The sequence below is a fragment of the Mycobacterium neglectum genome (genome assembly GCF_002591975.1).
In the GTDB taxonomy this organism is placed as follows: domain Bacteria; phylum Actinomycetota; class Actinomycetes; order Mycobacteriales; family Mycobacteriaceae; genus Mycobacterium; species Mycobacterium neglectum.
The window spans coordinates 24,995-47,035 of record NZ_NVQE01000038.1 but is presented as its reverse complement, the minus strand read 5'-3'; the positions used below and the strand labels follow the sequence as shown (position 1 = coordinate 47,035).

Genomic DNA, 22,041 nt, shown 5'->3' with positions numbered 1-22,041 from the left:
GGCACGCTGGCGATCCTCGGCCAGATGGCCGTGGCGGTCATCATCGCGGTGACCGTGACCGCGGTGTCGCTTGTCGCCATCGCGCGGGTGGAATGGCCGGCGTATAACTCTTCGAACCAGCTGCACGCGCTGACCACCGTCGGCCAATTCGTCTGTCTCGCCGGCCTGTTCGCGTGCGGCCTGCTCTGGCGACGCGGACGCCGTGTCCTGGCGCGGCTCGGGACGGTGCTGTTCCTGTCGGCGTTCTCGGTGGTCACGCTGGCGATGCCGCTCGGTGCGACGAAGCTCTACCTGTACGGGATCTCCGTCGACCAGCAGTTCCGCACCGAATACCTCACCCGCCTCGCCGACAGCCCCGCACTGCACGATATGACCTACTACGGGCTGCCGCCGTTCTACCCGCCCGGCTGGTTCTGGATCGGCGGCCGGATGGCGGCGCTGAGCGGGACCCCCGCATGGGAGATGTTCAAACCGTGGGCCATCATCTCGATCACGGTCGCCATCGCGCTCGCCTTCGTGTTGTGGGCCAAGATGATTCGCTTCGAGTACGCGTTGGTCGTGACGACGGCGACCGCCGCAGCCACGCTGGCGTACTCACCGGCCGAGCCCTACGCCGCCGTCATCACCGTGCTTCTGCCGCCGGTCTTCGTGCTGGCGTGGTCGGGGTTGCGCGGCGGTAAGTCGGACGGGGCGGTGGGCGGGAGAACGCGAGCTGGCTGGGCAGCTGTCATTGCGACGGGGATTTTTCTCGGCGTCGCAGCGCTGTTCTACTCGCTGCTGCTCGGCTATGCCGCGTTCACGCTGGCGATCATGGCGTTCACTCTCGCCGCCGCGCGCCGTTCTATCGAGCCGCTGCGCAGACTGCTTGTCATCGCGGCGATCTCGGCGGCCATGTGGCTGATCGGTCTCGGTCCGTGGCTGCTGGCCGCGATCAAGGACAGGCCTGCCGGGTCCGGCTCCGCTCAGCACTATCTACCGGCGGCAGGCGCATCGCTGGAGTTCCCGATGCTGCGCTTCACCCTGCTCGGCGCGCTGTGCTTGCTCGGGACGCTGTGGCTGGTGTGGCGTGCCCGCTCGTCGACCCGCGCAGGCGCGTTGGCCGTCGCCGTGCTCGCCGTCTACGCGTGGTCGCTGCTCTCGATGCTCACCACGCTGCTCGGCACCACCCTGTTGTCCTTCCGGCTACAGCCGCCGCTCACGGTGCTGCTGGCGGCGGCAGGCGCCTTCGGCTTCATCGAAGTCGCCCTGGCGATCGCACGCCGGTATGCGCCCGAAACCGGACGGCGCGTTGTCGCGGTCGCCGCAACACTGGGCGCCATCGGTGCGCTGACCTTCGCCCAGGACATTCCGGACGTGTTGCGCTCCGACATCGTCGTCGCCTACACCGATACCGACGGCGACGGCCACCGGGCCGACCGCCGTCCGCCGGGCGCCGAGCGCTACTACCGCGAGATCGACGCCAGGGTCGGCGAGGTGACGGGTCGGCCGCGAAACGAGACCGTGGTACTCACCGCGGACTACAGCTTCCTGTCGTATTACCCGTACTACGGATTCCAGGGGCTGACGTCGCACTACGCCAACCCGCTCGCTCAATTCGAGAAGCGTGCCGACACGATCGAAGGCTGGGCGACGCTGACCGATGCCGATCAGTTCATCGAAAGCCTCGATTCGCTGCCGTGGAAGGCGCCCGACGTGTTCCTGATGCGTCGCGGCGCAGACGACACGTACACGTTGCGGCTGGCTTCCGACGTCTACCCCAACCAGCCCAACGTGCGGCGCTACCACGTCACGCTCGACGAGGCGCTGTTCGACGATCCACGCTTCGACGTATCCGAGATCGGGCCGTTCGTGCTGGCCATTCGGCTGCCCAATTAGGATCAACCCCCGTGACCGGAGGCGGGGCGAGGACGGCTAACCACCGGACGGCGCGAATCATCGCCATCGTCGCGGGTCTGGTCGGTGCGGCGCTGGCGCTCGCCACCCCCCTGCTACCGGTGGTGCAGACCACCGCGCAGCTGAACTGGCCCCAGAACGGCGTACTACAGAGCGTTGACGCACCGCTGATCGGATACGTGGCCACCGACCTGGAGATCTCGGTGCCCTGCAGCGCGGCGGCGGGCCTGGCCGGGCCGCAGAACCGCGGCCGCACCGTGCTGTTGTCGACAGTGCCCAAGCAGGCACCCAAGGCGATCGATCGCGGTCTGCTCATCGAACGGGTCAACAATGACCTGCTCGTCATCGTCCGCAACACCCCGGTGGTCAGCGCACCGCTGGACCAGGTGCTCAGCCCGGCCTGCCAGGAGCTGACGTTCACCGCGCAGGCCGACCAGGTGACGGGCGAATTCGTCGGACTGGTGAAGTCACCTGACTCCGACGATCCCGGCGCACCCCTGCGCGGTGAGCGCGGCGGCTACGACTTCCGCCCGCAGATCGTCGGCGTCTTCACCGATCTGTCCGGTCCGGCGCCACCCGGCCTCGAGTTCTCGGCGACGCTGGACACCCGTTACAGCAGCGCGCCCACGCTGCTGAAAGTGTTGGCGATGATCATCGGCGTGGCGATGACGATCATCGCGCTCGGCGCCCTGCATGTTTTGGACACCGCCGACGGCAGATCGGTCAAACGCTTCCTGCCGCCGCGATGGTGGTCGGTCAAACCGCTGGACGGCGTGGTCACCGCGGTGCTGGTGTGGTGGCACTTCGTCGGGGCCAACACCGCCGACGACGGCTACATCCTGACCATGGCGCGGGTGTCCGAGCATGCCGGGTACATGGCGAACTACTACCGATGGTTCGGCACCCCAGAAGCCCCGTTCGGCTGGTACTACGACCTGCTCGCCTTGTGGGCGCACGTCAGCACCACCAGCGTCTGGATGCGGCTGCCGACGCTCGCGATGGCGCTCGCCTGCTGGTGGGTGATCAGTCGCGAGGTGCTGCCGCGGCTGGGCCACGCCGTCAAGACCAGCCAGGCTGCGGCGTGGACGGCGGCTGGCCTGTTCCTGGTGTTCTGGCTGCCGCTGAACAACGGCCTGCGCCCCGAACCCATCATCGCGCTCGGCATCCTGCTCACATGGTGCTCGGTGGAACGCGGGGTGGCCACCAGCAGGCTGCTACCGGTGGCGATCGCCATCATCATCGGTGCACTGACGTTGTTCTCCGGGCCCACCGGCATCGCCGCGGTCGGCGCACTTCTCGTCGCGGTGGGTCCCCTGAAAACCATTGTGGCCGCGCATACTTCGCGGTTCGGGTACCTGGCGCTGCTGGCTCCTATCCTGGCGGCAGGCACGGTGACGATCTTCCTGATCTTCCGCGATCAGACGTTGGCCGGTGAACTGCAGGCCAGCACGTTCAAGTCCGCCGTCGGCCCGAGCCTGAGCTGGTTCGACGAGCACATCCGCTACGAGCGACTGTTCACCACCAGCCCCGACGGCTCGGTCGCCCGCCGGTTCGCGGTACTCACACTTCTGCTGACACTTGCGGTGTCGGTGGCGATGTCGCTGCGCAAGTACCGGATTCCGGGAACCGCGTTGGGCCCAAGCCGTCGCATCATCGGCATCACGGTCATCTCGTTTCTGGCGCTGATGTTCACCCCGACCAAGTGGACCCACCACTTCGGGGTGTTCGCCGGGTTGGCGGGATCGCTCGGTGCGCTGGCCGCGGTCGCCGTCACGGCGGTCGCGATGCGCTCGCGCCGTAACCGCTCGGTGTTCGGCGCGGCGGTGCTGTTCGTGATGGCGCTGTCGTTCGCGACCGTCAACGGGTGGTGGTACGTCTCCAACTTCGGAGTGCCGTGGTCCAACGAGTTCCCCGAGTGGAAGTTCGGCTTCACCACCATTTTGCTGGGTTTCTCGGTCCTTGCGCTGCTACTGGCGGCGTGGTTCCACTTCTCGGGCCGCGATGTGTCGCCGCCGGGTCCGCCGAGGAGATGGCAGCGGATTGTCCAGTCGCCGTTGGCCGTTGCGACCTGGGTGCTCGTCGTATTCGAGGTGGCATCGCTCACCCTGGCGATGGTCGACCAGTATCCGGCGTGGAGCGTCGGCCGATCCAACCTCGAGGCGGTGGCGGGCAAGACCTGCGGGATGGCCGAGGACGTGCTCGTTGAACAGGATCCGAACGGCGCCATCTTGATGCCCGTCGACGTGCCGGTCAGTGACGCCCTCGGTGCGGTGACCGCAGAAGGATTCGGCCCCAACGGAATCCCGTCCGACGTATCGGCCGACGAGGTGCTTTCCGGCCCCGGAACCGCGACGAACTTCGCCGACACACCGGAAGCGGATGAGACGGCGGGCGAGGCGGGCACCGAGGGTGGCACCACCGCCGCGGCCGGCGTCAACGGATCCCGGGCCCGCCTGCCCTATGGCCTCGACCCGGCGACGACACCGGTGCTGGGCAGCTGGCGCAGCGGCACCCAGCAGCCTGCGGAGCTGCGCTCGGCGTGGTACCGGCTGCCGCCCCGGGACGAGTCGGGCCCATTGCTGGTGGTCGCCGCGGCCGGTCGCTTCGACGGGAGCGAGGTCACCCTGCAATGGGCCGACGACGAACAGGCGGCCAACGACGAGGCGGGCGGCGGTGTCGGATTCGCCGACGTCGGCGCGGTGCCGGCCTGGCGCAACCTGCGTGCTCCGATGGACGCCATTCCCGCCGAGGCCACCCAGGTGCGCCTGGTCGCGACTGACGACGATCTCAATCCGCAGCACTGGATCGCGCTGACCCCGCCACGCATCCCGCAGCTGCGCACCCTGCAGGACGTCGTGGGCACCGAAGATCCGGTACTGCTGGACTGGCTGGTGGGCCTCGCGTTCCCGTGCCAGCGCCCATTCGGCCACCAGTACGGCGTAGCCGAGGTGCCCAAGTGGCGGATCCTGCCCGACCGGTTCGGCGCAGAGGCCAATTCACCGGTGATGGACTACCTGGGCGGCGGTCCGCTGGGCATCACGGAACTGCTGGTGCGGGCCACCACGGTGCCGAGCTATCTGAAGGACGACTGGTTCCGCGATTGGGGCGCGCTGCAGCAGCTCAACCCGTGGTATCCGAACGCGGAGCCGGCGCGGCTGGAACTGGGAACCGCGACTCGCAGCGGACTGTGGAGCCCGGCACCGCTGCGGCTGTCCTGAAGTACGGCTGCGCACGGCCCCGCATCGTCGGCTCTCACACCTACGTCGCATACCATCGAGCCTCGTGCCAGCCGACCCCGAAGACATGCGAGCAGAGCGGACCCACCGGTTCGCGCGCCTGATCGCCGTCGTCGCAGGCATCGCGGGTCTGCTGCTGTGCGGCCTGATTCCGCTGCTGCCGGTCCAACAGACCACCGCCACCATCCTGTGGCCACAGTCGTCCGGTCCCGACGGGCTGATCACCGATATCACCGCGCCGCTGGTGTCCGGCGCACCGCTGGCCCTCGACATCTCCATCCCCTGCCAGGCCATCGCCACCCTGCCCGAAGCGGGCGGTTTGGTGGTGTCCACCGTGCCGACGAACGGTATCGACGCCAGCCGTAACGGCATGTTCGTCCGTGCCACCGCCGACGTCGTGGTGGTCGCGGTCCGAGACTCCGTCGCCGCCGTCGCACCCCGGCCCGCCGTCGAGTCCGGTGCGTGCAGCTCGCTGCACCTCTGGGCCAACCCGGGCGAGGTCGGCGCCGACTTCATCGGTATCCCCGGTGCGGCGGGCACCCTGTCGGCCGAAAAGAAGCCACAGGTTGCGGGGGTGTTCACCGATCTGGAGGTGGCGGCGCAGACGGGGCTGTCGGGGCGTATCGACATCGACACCCGGTTCATCACGTCACCGACGACCCTCAAGCTGGCGGCGATGGTGCTGGGGGTGATGTGCGTACTCGCCTCGATGGCGGCCATGGGCGTGCTCGACCGGCTCTCCTCGAGGCGCGTCGCCAACGCGTGGCGTCGACTCTGGCGGGTGGGTTGGGCGACCTGGCTGGCCGACGTCGGTGTGGTCGGGACACTGCTGCTCTGGCACATCATCGGCGCGCTGACGTCAGACGACGGCTACAACCTGACCATCGCCCGGGTGTCCGCCGACACCGGCTACACCGCGAACTACTACCGCTTCTTCGGCGCCACCGAGGCCCCGTTCGACTGGTATCAGTCCGTGCTCGCGCAACTCGCGGCCATCAGCACCGCCAGTGTGTGGATGCGCATTCCGGCGACCCTTGCGGGAATCGGCGCATGGCTGATCCTGAGCCGCTGGGTGCTGCCTCGGCTGGGCAGGCGGCTCGCGGCCAACCGCGTCACGGTCTGGACGGCAGGGGCGGTGTTCCTGGCCGCCTGGCTGCCGTTCAACAACGGTCTGCGCCCCGAGCCGCTGATCGCCTTCGGCGTGATCGCGGCGTGGGCATTGGTCGAATACTCCATCGCGACCCGACGCCTGCTGCCCTACGCGGTCGCCATCGTGGTGGCCGCGTTCTCGGTGACCCTGGCGCCGCAGGGCCTCATCGCGGTGGCGCCCCTGCTCGTCGGTGCCCGCGCCGTGGCACGGATCATCCGCAGCCGCCGAGCGGTCGACGGTGTGGTCGGTCCGCTGGCCACACTGCTTTCATCGGCGGCGCTGATCTTCGTGATCGTGTTCCGTGACCAAACCCTGGCCACCGTCGCCGAGTCGGCCCGCATCAAATATGTCGTCGGACCGACCATCGCCTGGTATCAGGAGTTTCTGCGCTACTACTTCCTCACCGTCGAGGACAGCGTCGACTCGTCACTGACGCGTCGCTTCGCGGTGCTTGTGCTTCTGCTGTGCCTGTTCGGCATGCTGACGGTCCTGTTGCGCCGCAGCTCAGTCCCCGGCATGGCCCGCGGACCGGTCTGGCGCCTGATCGGCGCGACGGCCATCGGCCTTCTGCTGCTGACGTTCACGCCGACGAAGTGGGCTGTGCAGTTCGGTGCGTTCGCCGCCCTGGCAGGTGCGCTCGGCGCGGTCACCGCGTTCTCGTTCGCCAGGGTCGGACTGCACAGCCGACGCAACGTCGCGCTTTATGTGACCGCGCTGCTGTTCGTATTGGCTTGGGCGACATCGGGTATCAACGGCTGGTTCTACGTCGGCAACTACGGGGTGCCGTGGTTCGACAAACAGCCGGTGATCGCCGGGATCCCGGTCCTGACCATCTTCTTGGTGCTGGCGATCCTGACGGGCCTGCTGGCCGGGTGGTTGCACTTCCGCATGGACTACACGGGCCACACCGAGGTCGCCAACACCGGCCGCAACCGGGCGCTGGCGTCGACGCCGCTGCTGGTGGTCGCCGTCATCATGGTGGTGCTCGAGGTCGGTTCACTGGCCAAGGGGGCCGCCCAGCGCTACCCGGTATACACCACCGGTAAGGCCAACGCCGCCGCTCTCATGTCGGGGCTGTCGTCAACGAGCTGCGCGATGGCCGACGATGTCCTAGTCGAACCGGACACCAATGCCGGTATGCTGCAACCGGTTCCGGGTCAGCAGGTTGGCGAGTACGGCCCGCTCGGCGGCGAGAATCCGGTGGGGTTCACCCCGAGCGGCGTCAGCGACACCTTGGAGCCCGCCGAACCCGTCACCGCCAACCCCGGCCTGGTGAACTCCGACGGCTCCCCCAACGAACCGAACGTCGGCATCGGATACGCGGCGGGCACCGGTGGTGGTTACGGTCCCGTCGGCGTCAACGGCTCGAACGCATTCCTGCCGTTCGGTCTCGATCCAAAGCGCACGCCGGTGATGGGCAGTTATGACGAAAACACCGTTGCGGCCAAGGTGACTTCGGCGTGGTACCAACTACCGCCACGAACCCCCGATCGCCCGCTCGTCACGGTCGCCGCCGCGGGCGCCATCTGGTATTTCGAGGAGGACGGCTCCTTCAATTACGGGCAGTCGCTGAAACTGCAGTGGGGCGTGCACCGGCCCGACGGGAGCTACCAGGCGTTGGGCGACGTGCAGCCCATCGACATCTTCCCCCAGAAGGCTTGGCGCAATTTACGTTTCCCGCTGGCATGGGCGCCGCCGGAGGCCAACGTCGCGCGCATCGTCGCCGACGACCCGAACCTGTCCGACGACCAGTGGTTCGCGTTCACCCCGCCGCGGGTGCCCGTGCTCGAAACCGCGCAGCAGCTGCTCGGCTCGGAGACACCGGTGATGTTGGACATCGCGACGGCGGCGAACTTCCCCTGCCAGCGGCCGTTCTCCGAGCATCTCGGTGTCGCCGAGTTGCCGGAGTACCGCATCCAGCCCAACTTCAAGCAGATGGTGTCGTCGTCGAACATGTGGCAATCCGCACAGGACGGCGGGCCGTTCCTGTTCATCCAGGCGCTGCTTCGCACCAGCGCCGTCCCGAGCTACCTGCGCGATGACTGGTACCGCGACTGGGGTTCGATCGAACGCTATGACCGGGTGGTGCCTGCATCGCGTGCACCGAACGCCAATATCGAGCAGGGCGTGCAACGAGTCTTCGGGTGGAGCCGTAACGGACCGATCAGGGCGCTGCCATGACCGGGCCCGTGACTGACCTGAAGGACGTGAAGGACGTGAGGGTCGCCCGCTGGGTGGCCATGATCGCCGGGCTCATCGGCTTCGTGCTCTCGGTCGCGACCCCACTGCTTCCGGTGGTGCAGACCACGGCGACGCTGAACTGGCCACAGGCCGGGCAGATGAATAACGTGACGGCGCCACTGATCTCACTGACACCGGTGTCGATGACCGCGACGGTGCCCTGCGAGGTCGTTCGTTCGATGCCGCCGTCGGGCGGCATGGTGCTCGGCACCGCGCCGAAGGACGGCAAGCAGGCCGCATTGCAGGGCCTGTTCGTCACGGTCTCGGCGCAGCGGGTCGACGTCACCGACCGCAACGTCGTGGTGGCCAGCGTGCCGCGCGCGCGGGTGGAATCCCCGGACTGTCAGCGCATCGAGATCACCTCCTCGGAGGCAGGCACATTCGCGACATTCGTCGGGCTGCGTAAAGCCGACGGCACCGACCAGTACACCGGCTTCGCCGATCCCAACCTGCGACCTCAGATCGTCGGCATGTTCACCGACCTGACCGGTCCGGCACCGCCGGAGCTGTCGGTTTCGGCAGTGATCGACACCCGCTTCACCACGCAGCCAACGGCATTGAAGCTCTCGGCGATGGTGCTGGCGATACTCGCCACGATCATCGCTTTGGTCGCGCTCTGGCGGCTGGACCAGGTCGATGGCAGACGGATGCGGCGCGTCATCCCGTCGCGGTGGCGGACTTTCAGCGCCACCGATGTGGTGGTGGTCGGCGGCTTCATGCTGTGGCACATCATCGGCGCAAACTCGTCGGACGACGGCTACCAGTTGCAGATGGCGCGCGTCGCCGGCCATGCCGGCTACATGTCGAACTACTTCAGATGGTTCGGCAGTCCCGAGGATCCGTTCGGCTGGTACTACAACCTGCTCGCGCTGATGACCAGTGTCAGCGATGCGAGTATCTGGATTCGCCTGCCGGATCTGGTGTGCGGGATCCTTTGCTGGCTCTTGCTATCTCGTGAGGTGTTGCCGCGGTTGGGCCCCGCGGTGGCATCGAGTCGCGCGGCGGTGTGGGCAGCGGGTCTTGTTCTGCTGGCCGCCTGGATGCCGTTCAACAACGGCCTGCGGCCCGAAGGTCAGATCGCCACCGGCGCTCTCATCACCTACGTGCTGATCGAGCGTGCCATCGCCTCGGGTCGGATGACACCGGCGGCACTTGCCACGCTGGCCGCCGCATTCACCTTGGGCATCCAGCCGACCGGACTGATCGCCGTGGCCGCGCTGTTGGCGGGCGGCAGACCGCTCCTGCGGATCCTGGTGCGCAGGCATCGCCTCGTCGGCACGTGGCCTCTGGTGTTGCCGATGCTGGCCGCGGGAACCGTGATCCTGACCGTCGTCTTCGCCGACCAGACGATCGCAACGGTGATGGAAGCCACCAGAATCCGCACCTCCGTCGGACCCGCTCAGGAGTGGTGGACCGAGAACCTTCGGTACTACTACCTGATCTTGCCGACGGTCGACGGCTCGCTATCGCGACGCTTCGGGTTCCTGATGACAGCATTGGCGCTGTTCGCCTCGCTATTCATCCTGTTGCGGCGCAAGCGCATCCCCGGTGTCGCCCGCGGCCCCGCGTGGCGGCTGATGGGCACGATTTTCGGCACGATCTTCTTCCTGCAGTTCGCCCCCACCAAGTGGGTGCACCACTTCGGCCTGTTCGCCGCTGTCGGCGCCGCGATGGCGGCGCTGGCGACGGTGCTGGTATCCCGATCTGTGCTGCGCGCCTCACGTAACCGGATGGCGGTTGTGGCGGCCGTACTGTTCCTGCTCGCATTGTGTTTCGCGACCACCAACGGGTGGTGGTACGTGTCGAGCTACGGCGTCCCGTTCAACAATGCGATGCCGAAGATCGGCCCGATCACTGTCAGCACGATCTTCTTCGCGCTGTTCGCCCTCGCGGCGATCTGGGCGACATACCTGCATTTTGCGGACCGCCGTTGGGGTGAAGACCGCGTGACGCGGGCCATCACGGCAGCGCCGATTCCCGTCGCCGCGGGATTCATGGTGCTGGTGTTCGTGGGATCGATGCTCGCGGGTGTCGTGCGCCAGTACCCGACGTATTCCAATGCGTGGTCCAACCTGCGCGCGTTCACCGGCGGATGCGGTCTGGCCGACGACGTGCTGGTGGAACCCGACTCCAACGACGGCTTCCTGAAGGCGCTGCCCGGTGATTACGGTCCGCTGGGTCCGCTGGGCGGCGTCGGGCCGACGGGATTCACCCCCAGCGGGGTGCCGGAAAAGATCGTCGCCGAGACGATCCGGATGAGCCTGCCGATGCCCGGCACCGACTACGACTGGGATCAGCCGACCAAGCGCAAGACGCCGGGCGTCAACGGGTCGACGGTGCCACTGCCCTACGGCCTCGACCCCGCACGGGTTCCGTTGGCAGGCAGCTACGTTCAGGGCGCGCAGCAAGAGAGTCGGCTGACGTCGGCCTGGTACGAGCTACCGCCGCGTGAGGATGCCCACCCGCTCGTGGTCGTCACCGCGGCGGGCACCATCACCGGCGACAGCGTGTTCAACGCGCGGACCGAGGGACAGACGGTCGAACTGGAATACGCGCTTCCCGGACCGGACGGCGCCCCCGTACCAGGAGGCCGGCTGGTGCCCTACGACCTTGGACCCGCTCCGTCGTGGCGCAACCTGCGCTTTCCCCGCGACCAGATTCCCGCCGACGCGATCGCGGTACGTGTAGTGGCCGAAGATGTTTCGCTCACTCAAGGCGACTGGATCGCCGTCACACCGCCGCGGGTTCCTGAGCTGCGGTCGGTGCAGGAGTACGTCGGGTCCGCTCAGCCCGTTCTGATGGACTGGGCCGTCGGGATGGCGTTCCCGTGCCAGCAACCGATGCTGCACGCCAACGGCGTCACCGAGATCCCCAAGTACCGGATCACGCCGGACTACAACGCAAAACGCAAGGACACCGACACCTGGCAGGATGGCCTCAACGGCGGCCTGCTGGGCATCACCGACCTTCTGCTGCGCGCCCATGTGATGGCGACCTACCTGTCGAACGACTGGGGCCGCGACTGGGGTTCGCTCCGCAAGTTCGACACCATCGTCGATGCCGAACCCGCCACCCTCGATTTCGGCACTGCCACGCGCAGCGGGCTGTACTCCCCTGGTCACATAAGGATCAAGCCGTGACCTCGGACCGCATCCGCCTCGGCGATGCCACACTCACCCGTGTCATCGAGACCCAGGTCGACAACCTGCCGACGGAGGTCTTCCCCTTGACACCGCGGGATGTTTGGCGGGAGGACAGCGAGTTCAAGCCGACTTACTGGAACGAAGGCGGCTGGCGAATCGCCATGCAGATCTGGGTGATCGAGGTGGACGGGCAAACCGTGCTCATCGACACCGGCGCGGGCAACGACAAAGCCCGGCCGCTGATGGCGGTTCTGGATCATCTGCAGACCGATTTCCTGGCGGTACTCGGCCGCGCGGGCTTCGAACCCGCCGATATCGACGTCGTCGTGAACACCCACCTGCACTTCGACCACGTCGGCTGGAATACCAGGCGCGAAGGGGAGGCGTGGGTGCCGACGTTCCCCAATGCCCGCTACCTGGTTCCCGAAGCCGACTACCGGCACTTCTGCCCCGACGGTCCGGCGCAGACCTCGACACCGCAGTCACCCGAAGCGGAATCGACTCAACAGCATGTCCGAACAGTGTTCGCCGACAGCGTGTCTCCCGTGCAGAAGCAGATCGAGTTGTGGTCCGGCGACCATCAGCTCAGCGAGTCGCTATGGCTGCGTCCCGCGCCCGGTCATACGCCGGGAGCCTCGGTGGTCTGGCTGGATGCCGGTAAGCCCGCCGTCTTCGTCGGCGACCTGACGCACTGCCCGGTGCAGTTGCACCGACCCAACGATCCCTGTGCGTGGGACGAGGATTTCGACTTGGCGGCGGCGACCCGTAAGCGAGTGCTGACCGAGGCGTCCCGGCGCCGCGCCGCGGTAATTCCCGCACACTATCCGGGGCACGGCGGCGCGACGGTGGTTGCGCGTGGCGATGCGTTCATGGTCGACGACTGGCTGGAGCTGCCGGCGATCTGAGCTACGGTGACTCGGTTGCGGATTCGTTGACCTCGAGAATGTCGTTGTGGCAGTCGACATGGGACTGCCCGGTCTGCTCCATGCAGACGAGCACCGGCTGCTGGCTCTCCGATGGGAGCACCTGGTCGTTGGGTCCGGGAGTGACTGTGGGACTGGAGATCTGACCGGGGTACGTCGACCAGATCTCCGCGCCGGTGGTCGGCAGATGCGCGCAGTACACCGGCGCGCCGGTTCCGGTGAGTCCGGCCTCGCCGAGCGTGCCGCACTCCGCCCCCACGACCACCACCGGCAGCGCGACGCCCCGCGGCGGTGCGGGTGCGGGTGCCGAGGCACTGGTGGGGGCCGCCGCGGGTGCAGCCGGCCGATCGCGCCCGCGATCGAAAAGCACGTAGGCGCCCGCCGCGATGGCGAGCACCACGACCGCGATGGCCGCGGGCAGAACAAATCGTCGCTTGGAGGCAGGCTCGGGTTTGGCGTGTCTCGCGCCCGACGCCCCCGTCACGGACTGCGCGAGCATCGTCGGCTCCGATTTGCCGATGTCTCCCGCAGCACCGCCGGACCATTGCAAACCCGAACCCGATGCGGTCGGGTTCGTCCGATGGGCCAACGCACGGGCGAAATCGATGCACTTGTCGAAACGCTCGTGTGGCGACTTCGCGAGCGCCTTGGTGAACGCCGGGCCGAGATTCGACAATTCGGGTCGACGAGTCCCGATCGACGGGATATCGCCTGTCAGGTGCTGGCTGATGACGACCGCGGGATTGGTGTGTTTGAACGGCGGAGTACCCGTCAGCAGCTGAAAAGCTGTCGCCGCCAACGCATACTGGTCAGCCCGGCCGTCGATGCCCTCGCCCATGAGTTGCTCCGGCGCAGCGTACGCGACGGTCCCCACGGTCATGTTGGTACCGGTCAGATTCGTGGTGTCGCCGATGCGCCTGGCAATCCCGAAATCCGCCAGCATGATTCGCTCATTGGTGGTTCCGGGATTGGCCAACAGGATATTGGCGGGCTTGACATCGCGGTGGAGCAGTCCCCGGTCGTGGGCATAGTCGAGTGCGTCTGCGACGGCCGCGATGATCCGGATCACGTCGTCCGGGGGCATACCGTCCGGGTAGCTCTCCGTCAGGAGCCGGTGTGCGTCGGTGCCCTCGACGTAGTCCATCGAGATCCAGAGCTGGCCGTCGACGTCGCCACGGTCATGCACCTCGACGATGTGCTGGTGCCACAGCGTGGCCGCGATGTCGGCCTCCCTGTTGAAGCGTTCCCGGTATTCACTGTCGGCGCAAACCGTCGCCGAAAGCACCTTGAGCGCGTCGTAGCGTGGCAGGCGGGGATGCTGGGCCAGGTAGACCTCGCCCATGCCACCGGCACCGAGTGAGCGCACGATGGTGTACCCGGCGATGTCCTGTCCGTCGGCGAGCGGCATGGGCGAATAGTAATTCCCTGCGGGGCCGTCAGTGGGGTGTGCCGAGGTACGGAAACTCGGTCAGGGTGTCGGTGTGCGGACTCAACCCGCTCGGCGGGCATTCGCCCTTGGTCAGAAACGCGAGCCGGTAGTCGATGACATCGTCGGTGAACGCGCGGCCGTTGGGGTACCTGGCGGCTTTGGCCGGGTTGAACGTGAGCATGTCGGGCAGCGTGCCCTCCCGGTCGATCGCGGCGATGGCCTCGTCGCGCGTGTAGTTGCCGGTGTGACCCATCAGGTGGATGAACTGCTCGATCCAGCGCTCACGATCGCGCACCGGTTCACTGGCGTTGTACTCCAGTTTGGTGTCGTCGGTGTTGAAGAAGCTGCTCACCGAGGGGTGGCCGGCGCGGTCCACGTGGTCGAGCTTTCCGTTCTGGCGCACGCTGCAGCGGCCCCAGATGCGGATGTCGGGGTCGGCGCCGAGGTACTCGGTGGGCAGTTCCAGCACCGTGGAGAAAACGTTGGCCGTCGTGTTGGAATCCTGGCCCGTCCACGGCGACTTCCCACCGAGTTCCGCAAGATGGGGCGATGTGAAATTCCGCGTTCCGGAGATGTCGAACAGATTCTTGATGCCGTCGAAGTCGAAGAAGAACGCATCGCTGCGTGCGCCCGCGAAGAAGGTGAACCCGCCCGATTGGTGAATGTCGGGGGTCTTTCCGAACGACACGTCCACCGCGTCGAAGATCTTCTCGCCGATGGCTTCTGGCTCCTTGGCCTCATCGCCGTGCGCGAGAAAGACGTCGACCGTCTGCCGCCCCTCCTGCGGGGTGGAGAAGACGTAGCTGAACGCGATGTCGTTCTGCAGGTCGCCGTCGTTGTCGATCGCGAGCCGGTAGATGGCATCGGGGTGAAGGGCGTCGGCGTTCGGATTGGCGTTGAGGATCAGGACTGTGCGCGCGGAGTCGGTAGGCGATTGGAACGCATACAGATCGCACAGATCGAGGCGTTGATCGCCCAGCGGTGGACCGAGGCTGAGACCCGTGAAATGGTTCGACACATCGCAAGTATCCGGGCTAAATCGGCGTAAGGCCGTGCTTTCGCTGTACCCGCTGAATTTGCTTGTCCCGCAGCAACCGCAGGGACTTGCGCAGCAGCAGCCGGGTTTCGTGCGGCTGGATGACCGCGTCGATGTAACCGCGCTCGGCAGCGATCCACGGAGTGGCCATGTTGAGGTTGTAGCCCTCGATGAAGTCGGCGCGGATCTTCTGCACCTCCGGTGCGGTGGGATCCGGGAAGCGCTTCACCAGCAACTGTGCCGCGCCCTCGGCACCGATCACCGCGATGCGCGCGGTCGGCCACGCGAAGTTCAGGTCCGCGGCCAGCTGCTTGGATCCCATCACCGCGTACCCGCCGCCGTAGGCCTTGCGGACGATGACGGTCATCTTCGGTACGTCAGCCTCGACGAGGGCATTGAAGAACCGTCCGCCGCGCTTGATGATGCCGCCCTTCTCCTGCTCGACGCCGGGCAGCGCCCCCGGGGTGTCGACCACGAAAACCAAAGGCGTGTTGTACGAGTCGCAGAATCTGATGAACGCCGTCGCCTTGTCGGAGGCTTCGGTGTCGATGGCGCCCGAGAGGTACATGGGCTGGTTGGCGATCACGCCGACGGGACGGCCGTCGACCCGGGCGAAGGCCGTGATCATCGCCTGCCCGCGTTGCGCGCCAACCTCGAACACGTCGCCGTCGTCGAAGATCCGAAGCAGGATCTCCATCATGTCGTAGGCCTGGTTGTCCGCGTCCGGCACGATCGCATCGAGTTCGTAGTCGTGCGGCGTCAGCTCCGGCTCCATACCCGGGTTGACGATCGGCGCGTCGTCAAAAGTGTTGGCGGGCAGGAAGCTGAGGTATTCGCGGACGTACTGGAACGCGGCTTCCTCGGACTCGACCACCTGATGGATGTTGCCGTAGCGCGCTTGGTTGTCGGCGCCACCGAGTTCGTCGAGCGTGACGTCCTCACCGGTGACGTCCTTGATCACGTCGGGGCCGGTGATGAACATGTAGCCCTGATCGCGCACGGCGACCACGAGGTCGGTCTGGATCGGCGAGTACACCGCGCCGCCCGCGCACGCGCCGAAGATCAGCGAGATCTCGGGTACCAGGCCGCGCAGCATCTCGTGTCTGCGGCCGAGTTCGGCGTACCACGCAAGCGACGTCACCGCGTCCTGGATGCGCGCCCCGGCGGAGTCGTTGATGCCGATGATCGGGCAGCCGACCATCGCCACCCACTCCATCAGCTTGGCGACCTTGCGGCCGAACATTTCGCCGACCGAGCCCTGGAACACCGTCTGGTCGTGGCTGAAGACGCCGACCGGCCGGCCGTTGATGGTGGCGTGTCCGGTGACCACACCGTCGCCGTAGAGCGCGTCGGGGTCCCCCGGAGTCTTGGCCAGCGCACCGATCTCCAGGAAGCTGCCCGGGTCGACCAGCGAGTGGATGCGGGCGCGGGCACTCGGAATGCCCTTGCGCGCACGCTTGGCGATGGCTTTCTCACCACCGGGTTCCTTCGCCAACTCCAGCTTCTCGTGAAGGTCGGCGAGCAGCTCCGCGGTGGTTTTGGTGGTCACTTCGCCTGCTTCTCCTCAGACTCGATGCGGTTGAGCGCCTCGCTCATGTGGGCGCCGACCTTGGCAATGTACGGCTCGTCGATCGCCTGGATGTGTTCACCCCCGATGGGCACCACTTCCAGCTCGGAGACGAACTCACCCCAACCGCCGTCCGGTTTGCGGGTGGCGTATGCGGGCTCGAAGTAGATCGCATCGTCGTGGTACCGGTCGGCCATGTACAGCGTCACGTGGCCGTCGTAGGGCTGGATCTCCGCGAGATCGATGGCCCGCTGATCCAGATACGACGTCCGCTGGTGCTCGATGATGCCGCCGGGGATCTGCACCCCACTCTGGCTCACGATGTCCAGCACGAACTTCACCTGACCCTCGTCGTCGAGCGCCTCGAGTTCCTCGTAGGGAATCTCGGGCACCTCGACGTTGAAGGTGCGCTCGGCGAACCGGGCGTAGCGGTCCCAGCGGGCGCGAGTCTCCTCCTTGGTCTGCAGGATCGGTTCCCCCGGCCGCACCGCGTCGATGAGGCCGACGAAGCGGACGTCGGCGCCGGCCTTCTTGAGACCGATCGCGCAGGCGTAGGCGAGCACGCCTCCCAGCGACCAGCCGGCCAGGATGAACGGGCGGTCGCCGTTGATTTCCATCAACTTGGGCACGTACTCGCCGGCCCGCTCCTCGATCGTGCCCTCGACGCGCTCGATGCCGTACATCGGTGTGCTCGCCGGCAACCGCTTGAGTAGCGGCTCATACACCACAGTCGATCCACCGGCGGCATGAAACACGAACACCGGGATCTCGTTGGCCCCTTCCTGTGGGGCGCGCAGGGTGCGCACGAATCCGTCGACCTTGCCGCCCTCGAGATAGTCGCGAACCGTGGCGGCCAGCGCCTCGACGGTCTTGGCGCCACGCACGTCGTCGGCGGTGACGGTGCCCTCGTCGACACGTTCGGTGAGGCGTTCGGCGATTTGGGCCGCGGTGGCGGCGTCGACCTCGGGCAGGTCGTTGAAGATTCCGCCCGGCGACTTGCCGGTCACAATCGCCCACGTCGCGAAGGTCACCCGCTCCGCGGCGTCGCGCGGCGGCACGTCCGAGCCGAGCGCCGCGGTCACCGCCTCCTGGGTCAGCACTTTGGACGCTGCGGCCATCGTCGACTGCGACGGTCCGGCATTCTGCTGCGGGCCTCGGGGATCGGTCGGCGGCGGCGGGAGCGGCGTCTCATCCTGGGTCGAGGGCTCCGCCTGCGGATCCGCCACCGGAGTTGTCGCGGTCACCTCATTCGCACCGCTGAGCACGGCGGCTTGCTCCCCCGCCACCTCGGCCAGCCTTGCCTCGAGTTCGGCGACCGTCGTCGCTCCGCCCATCAACTCCGCCTGCGCGGCGGCGATCTCCTCGGCAGTCTGCCCCTTCTGCGAGTCGGCGAGCTGGTCGACCTCGTCGCGGTGCTCGATCGCGTACTCGATCAGCTTCTGCACCGCGTACAGGTTGGCGTCGCGCACTGCGGTCAACTGGATCGGCGGCAGGTCGAAGTCATACTCGACCCGGTTCTTGATCCGGACCGCCATCAGCGAGTCAAGGCCGAGCTCGATCAGCGGCACCTCCCACGGCAGATCCTCGGGCTCGTAACCCATGGCACTGCCGACGATCGTGCCGAGCCGCTGGCCGATGCTCTCCCCGCTGTCCGGCGACCACTTGGCAAAGCCCGCCGCGAGACCGGCGCCCGCGGTGAGGTTGTCCTGGAGAATCTCAGCGTCGTCTTCTTCTTCGACGAGCTGCGCCGCCGAAACCTGTTGTGCGACAGCCACTCCCGTTGCCATCGCGGAAGGTAGCGCGGCGGCCGCGCCATCGCGGCTGACCACGGCGTCATAGACCAGCGTGAACGACTCGTCGATGCGCGCGTGCACCTGCACGCTGGCGCCACCCGGGTGACGCGTCAACGTGGTCACCAGGCGGGCACCGGCACCTGGCATCGCCCGCTGCTCAGAGGCGATCAGCTTGGAACCTGGAAGCACCTGCGCCGCCGCGGCTTTGACGAGTCCGGCGAGGTCCGGCTCACCCTTCGGAGCGAATTCCCAGACGTGCTTGCCGTCGGGCATCGCGACGTGGTTGCCCGGCATCATGATCGAGCTGTCACCGGTGAAGCGGGCATCGAGCCAGTGCGGCTTGCGCCGGAACCTGGTCGGCGGGATGTTTGCGAAATCAGCCCTGCCCGAACCCCGGGGAAACAGAGTTCGGAAGTCGAGATCGTGGCCGTAGACGAACAACTGGGCCATGGCCGAGGTCATCGAGTCGACCTCATCCTGCTTGCGCGCCAGCGTCGCGATCAGCTGCGCGTCGTGCAACCCGGCCGCGGCGGTCGTCAGGCCCACCTGCATCAGCGCCACCGGATTCGGTGCCAGCTCAAGGAAAGTCGTATGGCCGTTGTCGACGGCGTTGCGGATGCCGTGCGTGAAGTACACGCTGTGCCGCAGGCCCTTCTTCCAGTAGTCGACGCCGTGGATCGGATCGCCGCCTGGCCGGATGTAACCGCCCTCGTGCACCGTCGAGAAGTAGCCGATGTTCAGCGGGTGCGCCTCGATGCCCTGCAGCTCTGCGGCCAACTCACCAAGCAGCGGGTCCATCTGAGTGGTGTGGCTCGCGCCCTTGGTCTGGAACTTGCGGGCGAACTTCCCCTCCGATTCGGCACGCGCGATGATCGCGTCCACCTGCTCGGGCGGGCCGCCGATGACCGTCTGGGTCGGTGCGGCATAGACGCACACCTCGAGGTCCTTGAAAGCTTCAGTGTCCTTGAACACCGTCTCGATCTCGTCGGCGGAGTACTCCACCAACGCCATCAACCGGATGTACTCGCCGAACAGCATGGCCTCGCCCTCGCCCATGAGGTGGGCGCGCGAGCAGATCGTGCGGGTGGCGTCCGCCAGTGAGAGGCCACCTGCGAAGTAGGCCGCCGCCGCCTCGCCAAGCGACTGACCCACTACTGCACCGGGTTTGGCGCCGTGCGACTTCAGCAGTTCACCGAGAGCGACCTGGATCGCGAAGATCACCGTCTGCGTGGTCTCGATGCCGTAGTCCTGCGCATCGTCGAGAATCAGCTCGACGACCGAGTACCCCAGCTCGTCCTGCACGTGGGCGTCGACCTTGTTGATCCACTCGGCGAAGGTCTCATCGCGCAGGTACAAGCTCTTGGCCATCTTGCGATGCTGGGCGCCGAATCCGGCCAGTACCCACACGGGTCCGTTGGTGACGGGACCGTCCGCGCTGAACACGCTGGGGTGCTGTTTGCCGTCGGCCACCGCACGCAGGCCCTTGATCGCCTCGTCGTGGTCGTGGACCAGCACCACGGCGCGGGAGCGTCCGTGGTTGCGCCGCGAGAGCGCGCGGCCGATGGACTCCAGCGACGACGCACGGCCTTCCGGGCTGTCGATCCAGTCGGCGAGTTCCGCGGCCGTGGCCTTCTTGCGTGATGTCAGGAATCCCGAGACTGCCAGTGGCACAAGCAGAGCGGGCTGTTCGCCAGACTCGAGTTCCTCGCGGGCGACCTCTAGTAGGCGCTTCGCCTCGTCGGTCAGACCGGGTAGTTCGGGCTCTTCATCGTCCGAATGGACGGACCGGTCCAGCGCGTCGTCGTCATCGTCGTCGTCGTCGTCGATGAACTCGCCGTATTCGTCCAGCCGCACACCGCCGACTGGGGGCACCTCCCGCTTGCGGGGGAAGGTAGCGGTTGCTTCAGCGGGCGCGGCCGTCGCCTCGACGATCGGTTCCTCGGCCTCGGGTTCGACGAGATCGCTTGGCAGTACCTCGCGCAGCACCATGTGCGCGTTGGCGCCGCCGAAGCCGAAGCCGGAGACACCGGTGATCGCGTGTCCGCTGTAGCGAGGCCAATCGGTGACGGTATCGGCGACCTTCAGATGCACCGCGTCAAAGTCGATGTACGGGTTGGGTCCGCTGTAGTTGATCGACGGCGGAATCTTGTCGTTGGCCAGGGCGAGCGCCATCTTCGCCAGGCTGGCCGCGCCCGCTGCCGACTCCAGGTGTCCCACATTGGATTTCACCGCACCGAGCAGAGCCGGCTTGTCGGCGTCCCTGCCCCGTCCGACAACCCGTCCGAGCGCATCGGCCTCGATCGGGTCGCCGAGGATGGTGCCGGTGCCGTGCGCCTCGATGTAGTCGACGTCGCGCGGGTTGATACCGGCGTCCTTGTAGGCCGTGCGGAGAACCTCGGCCTGCGCGTCCGGATTCGGGGCGAGCATACCGTTGGAGCGACCGTCGTGATTGACGGCGCTGCCTGCGATCACGGCGTAGATCTCGTCGCCGTCGCGGCGTGCGTCGGCCAGCCGCTTCAACACCAGCATGCCGCCGCCCTCGGAGCGGGCGTAGCCGTCGGCGTCCTGCGAGAACGACTTGATCAGGCCGTCGGGTGCGAGCACGCCGCCGACCTCGTCGAAGCCGATGGTCACCAGCGGGGTGATCAACGCGTTGACGCCGCCCACCATTGCCACGTCGGCCTCACCGGTGCGCAACGCCGCAACGCCCTGGTGCGCCGCGACCAGCGAGCTCGAGCAGGCGGTGTCGATAGCCATCGACGGTCCGCGGAAGTCGTAGAAGTAGGACACCCGGTTGGCGATGATCGAGCTGGTGGTGCCGGTGATCGCGTACGGATGGGCGACGGTCGGGTCCGAGACGGCCAGGAACTGGTAGTCGTTGTTCGACGAGCCGATGTATACCGCGACCTTCTGACCGCGCAGGCTCGACGCCGGGATCCGGGCGTCTTCGAGTGCCTCCCAGGTCAATTCGAGCGCCATCCGCTGCTGGGGGTCGATGTTGTCGGCTTCCATCTTCGACAGGGCGAAGAACTCCGCGTCGAAACCCTTGATATCGGAGAGGTAGCCGCCCCGGGTGCGGGCTTTGGCAACGCGTTCGGCGATCCGCGGCTCGGAGAGGAACTCCTCCCAGCGTCCCTCGGGCAGATCGCTGATGCCACTGCGCCCGTCGAGCAGCGCCTGCCACGTCCCGTCCGCGGTGTCCATGTCGCCGGGGAAGCGGGTGGCGATGCCGATGATCGCAATGTTCGCGGTGTCCTCATCGACCTGGCGCGACCAATCCTCGCCGCCTGCGACGTCGTCGATTTCCGGCTCACCCTCGACGATTACGGTCGCCAGCGCTTCGATGGTCGGATGGCGGAACGCCATCATGGCCGTGACGGTGACCCCGGTGTAGTCCTCGATATCGCTGGCCATCGCGACGGCGTCGCGCGATGCCATGCCCAACTCGATGAGCGGCGCATTCTCGTTGATCGCATCGGGCGACTGACCCGTCGAGTTGGCCACCCAATTGCGCATCCACTCGCGCAGCTCCGGCACCGTGACGTCGGTACGCGCTGGAGCCGCCCCGGCGGCGACATCGGGTTCCGGTTGCTGCTGCGAATCGTCCTGTATATCAGCCATATTCAAAAA

9 protein-coding genes are annotated in these 22,041 nt (G+C 67.0%); 5 read left to right on the top strand and 4 right to left on the bottom strand.

Going from position 1 to position 22,041, the window contains the following annotated elements; genetic code table 11:
* The first annotated feature begins 24 nt into the window (after positions 1-24).
* The 5 genes from CSQ99_RS23810 to CSQ99_RS23790 all read left to right on the top strand — a co-directional run bounded on the left by CSQ99_RS23810 (position 25) and on the right by CSQ99_RS23790 (position 12,568).
* Positions 25-1,875: a galactan 5-O-arabinofuranosyltransferase gene (locus CSQ99_RS23810; RefSeq protein WP_176561192.1), complete on the top strand. Its 1,851-nt coding sequence runs from the start codon at positions 25-27 to the stop codon at positions 1,873-1,875.
* Entirely contained in the window at positions 1,830-5,111 is a 3,282-nt protein-coding gene (locus tag CSQ99_RS23805) for an arabinosyltransferase domain-containing protein (protein ID WP_425437862.1), read from the top strand. The genes CSQ99_RS23810 and CSQ99_RS23805 overlap by 46 nt, the downstream gene beginning before the upstream one ends.
* An 85-nt stretch (positions 5,112-5,196) precedes the next feature.
* On the top strand, positions 5,197-8,460 hold the full coding sequence (locus CSQ99_RS23800; protein ID WP_099041478.1) for an arabinosyltransferase domain-containing protein: 3,264 nt from the start codon (positions 5,197-5,199) through the stop codon (positions 8,458-8,460).
* Entirely contained in the window at positions 8,457-11,660 is a 3,204-nt protein-coding gene (locus CSQ99_RS23795) for an arabinosyltransferase domain-containing protein (protein ID WP_099041464.1), read from the top strand. The genes CSQ99_RS23800 and CSQ99_RS23795 overlap by 4 nt, the downstream gene beginning before the upstream one ends.
* The gene (locus CSQ99_RS23790) at positions 11,657-12,568 is read left to right on the top strand and encodes an MBL fold metallo-hydrolase (protein ID WP_099041463.1); all 912 of its coding nucleotides are present in this window, start codon (positions 11,657-11,659) and stop codon (positions 12,566-12,568) included. Before CSQ99_RS23795 ends, CSQ99_RS23790 begins: the two co-directional genes overlap by 4 nt.
* Before the next feature lies 1 nt (position 12,569).
* Here CSQ99_RS23790 and CSQ99_RS23785 read toward each other — a convergent pair whose 3' ends face one another.
* From CSQ99_RS23785 to pks13, 4 genes are read right to left on the bottom strand one after another with little or no spacing between them, the layout of a single operon-like run.
* The gene (locus tag CSQ99_RS23785) at positions 12,570-13,994 is read right to left on the bottom strand and encodes a serine/threonine-protein kinase (protein ID WP_099041462.1); all 1,425 of its coding nucleotides are present in this window, start codon (positions 13,992-13,994) and stop codon (positions 12,570-12,572) included.
* Positions 13,995-14,022: 28 nt separating this feature from the next.
* A complete protein-coding gene (locus CSQ99_RS23780; RefSeq protein WP_099041461.1) occupies positions 14,023-15,033 on the bottom strand; it encodes a DUF4331 family protein in 1,011 nt (336 codons plus the stop codon).
* A gap of 16 nt (positions 15,034-15,049) precedes the next feature.
* Positions 15,050-16,600, bottom strand: a complete 1,551-nt coding sequence (locus tag CSQ99_RS23775; protein WP_099041460.1) for an acyl-CoA carboxylase subunit beta — start codon at positions 16,598-16,600, stop codon at positions 15,050-15,052.
* The gene (gene pks13 / locus CSQ99_RS23770; RefSeq protein ID WP_281258508.1) at positions 16,597-22,032 is read right to left on the bottom strand and encodes a polyketide synthase Pks13; all 5,436 of its coding nucleotides are present in this window, start codon (positions 22,030-22,032) and stop codon (positions 16,597-16,599) included. Before pks13 ends, CSQ99_RS23775 begins: the two co-directional genes overlap by 4 nt.
* Positions 22,033-22,041 lie beyond the last annotated feature (9 nt).

Bases quoted from the DNA above. Each gene is read 5' to 3' on its own strand.
- CSQ99_RS23810 (WP_176561192.1), top strand. From the start codon at position 25: ATGGCCGTGGCGGTCATCATCGCGGTGACCGTGACCGCGGTGTCGCTT.
- CSQ99_RS23800 (WP_099041478.1), top strand. From the start codon at position 5,197: ATGCGAGCAGAGCGGACCCACCGGTTCGCGCGCCTGATCGCCGTCGTC.
- CSQ99_RS23795 (WP_099041464.1), top strand. From the start codon at position 8,457: ATGACCGGGCCCGTGACTGACCTGAAGGACGTGAAGGACGTGAGGGTC.
- CSQ99_RS23785 (WP_099041462.1), bottom strand. From the start codon at position 13,994: ATGCCGCTCGCCGACGGACAGGACATCGCCGGGTACACCATCGTGCGC.
- pks13 (WP_281258508.1), bottom strand. From the start codon at position 22,032: ATGGCTGATATACAGGACGATTCGCAGCAGCAACCGGAACCCGATGTC.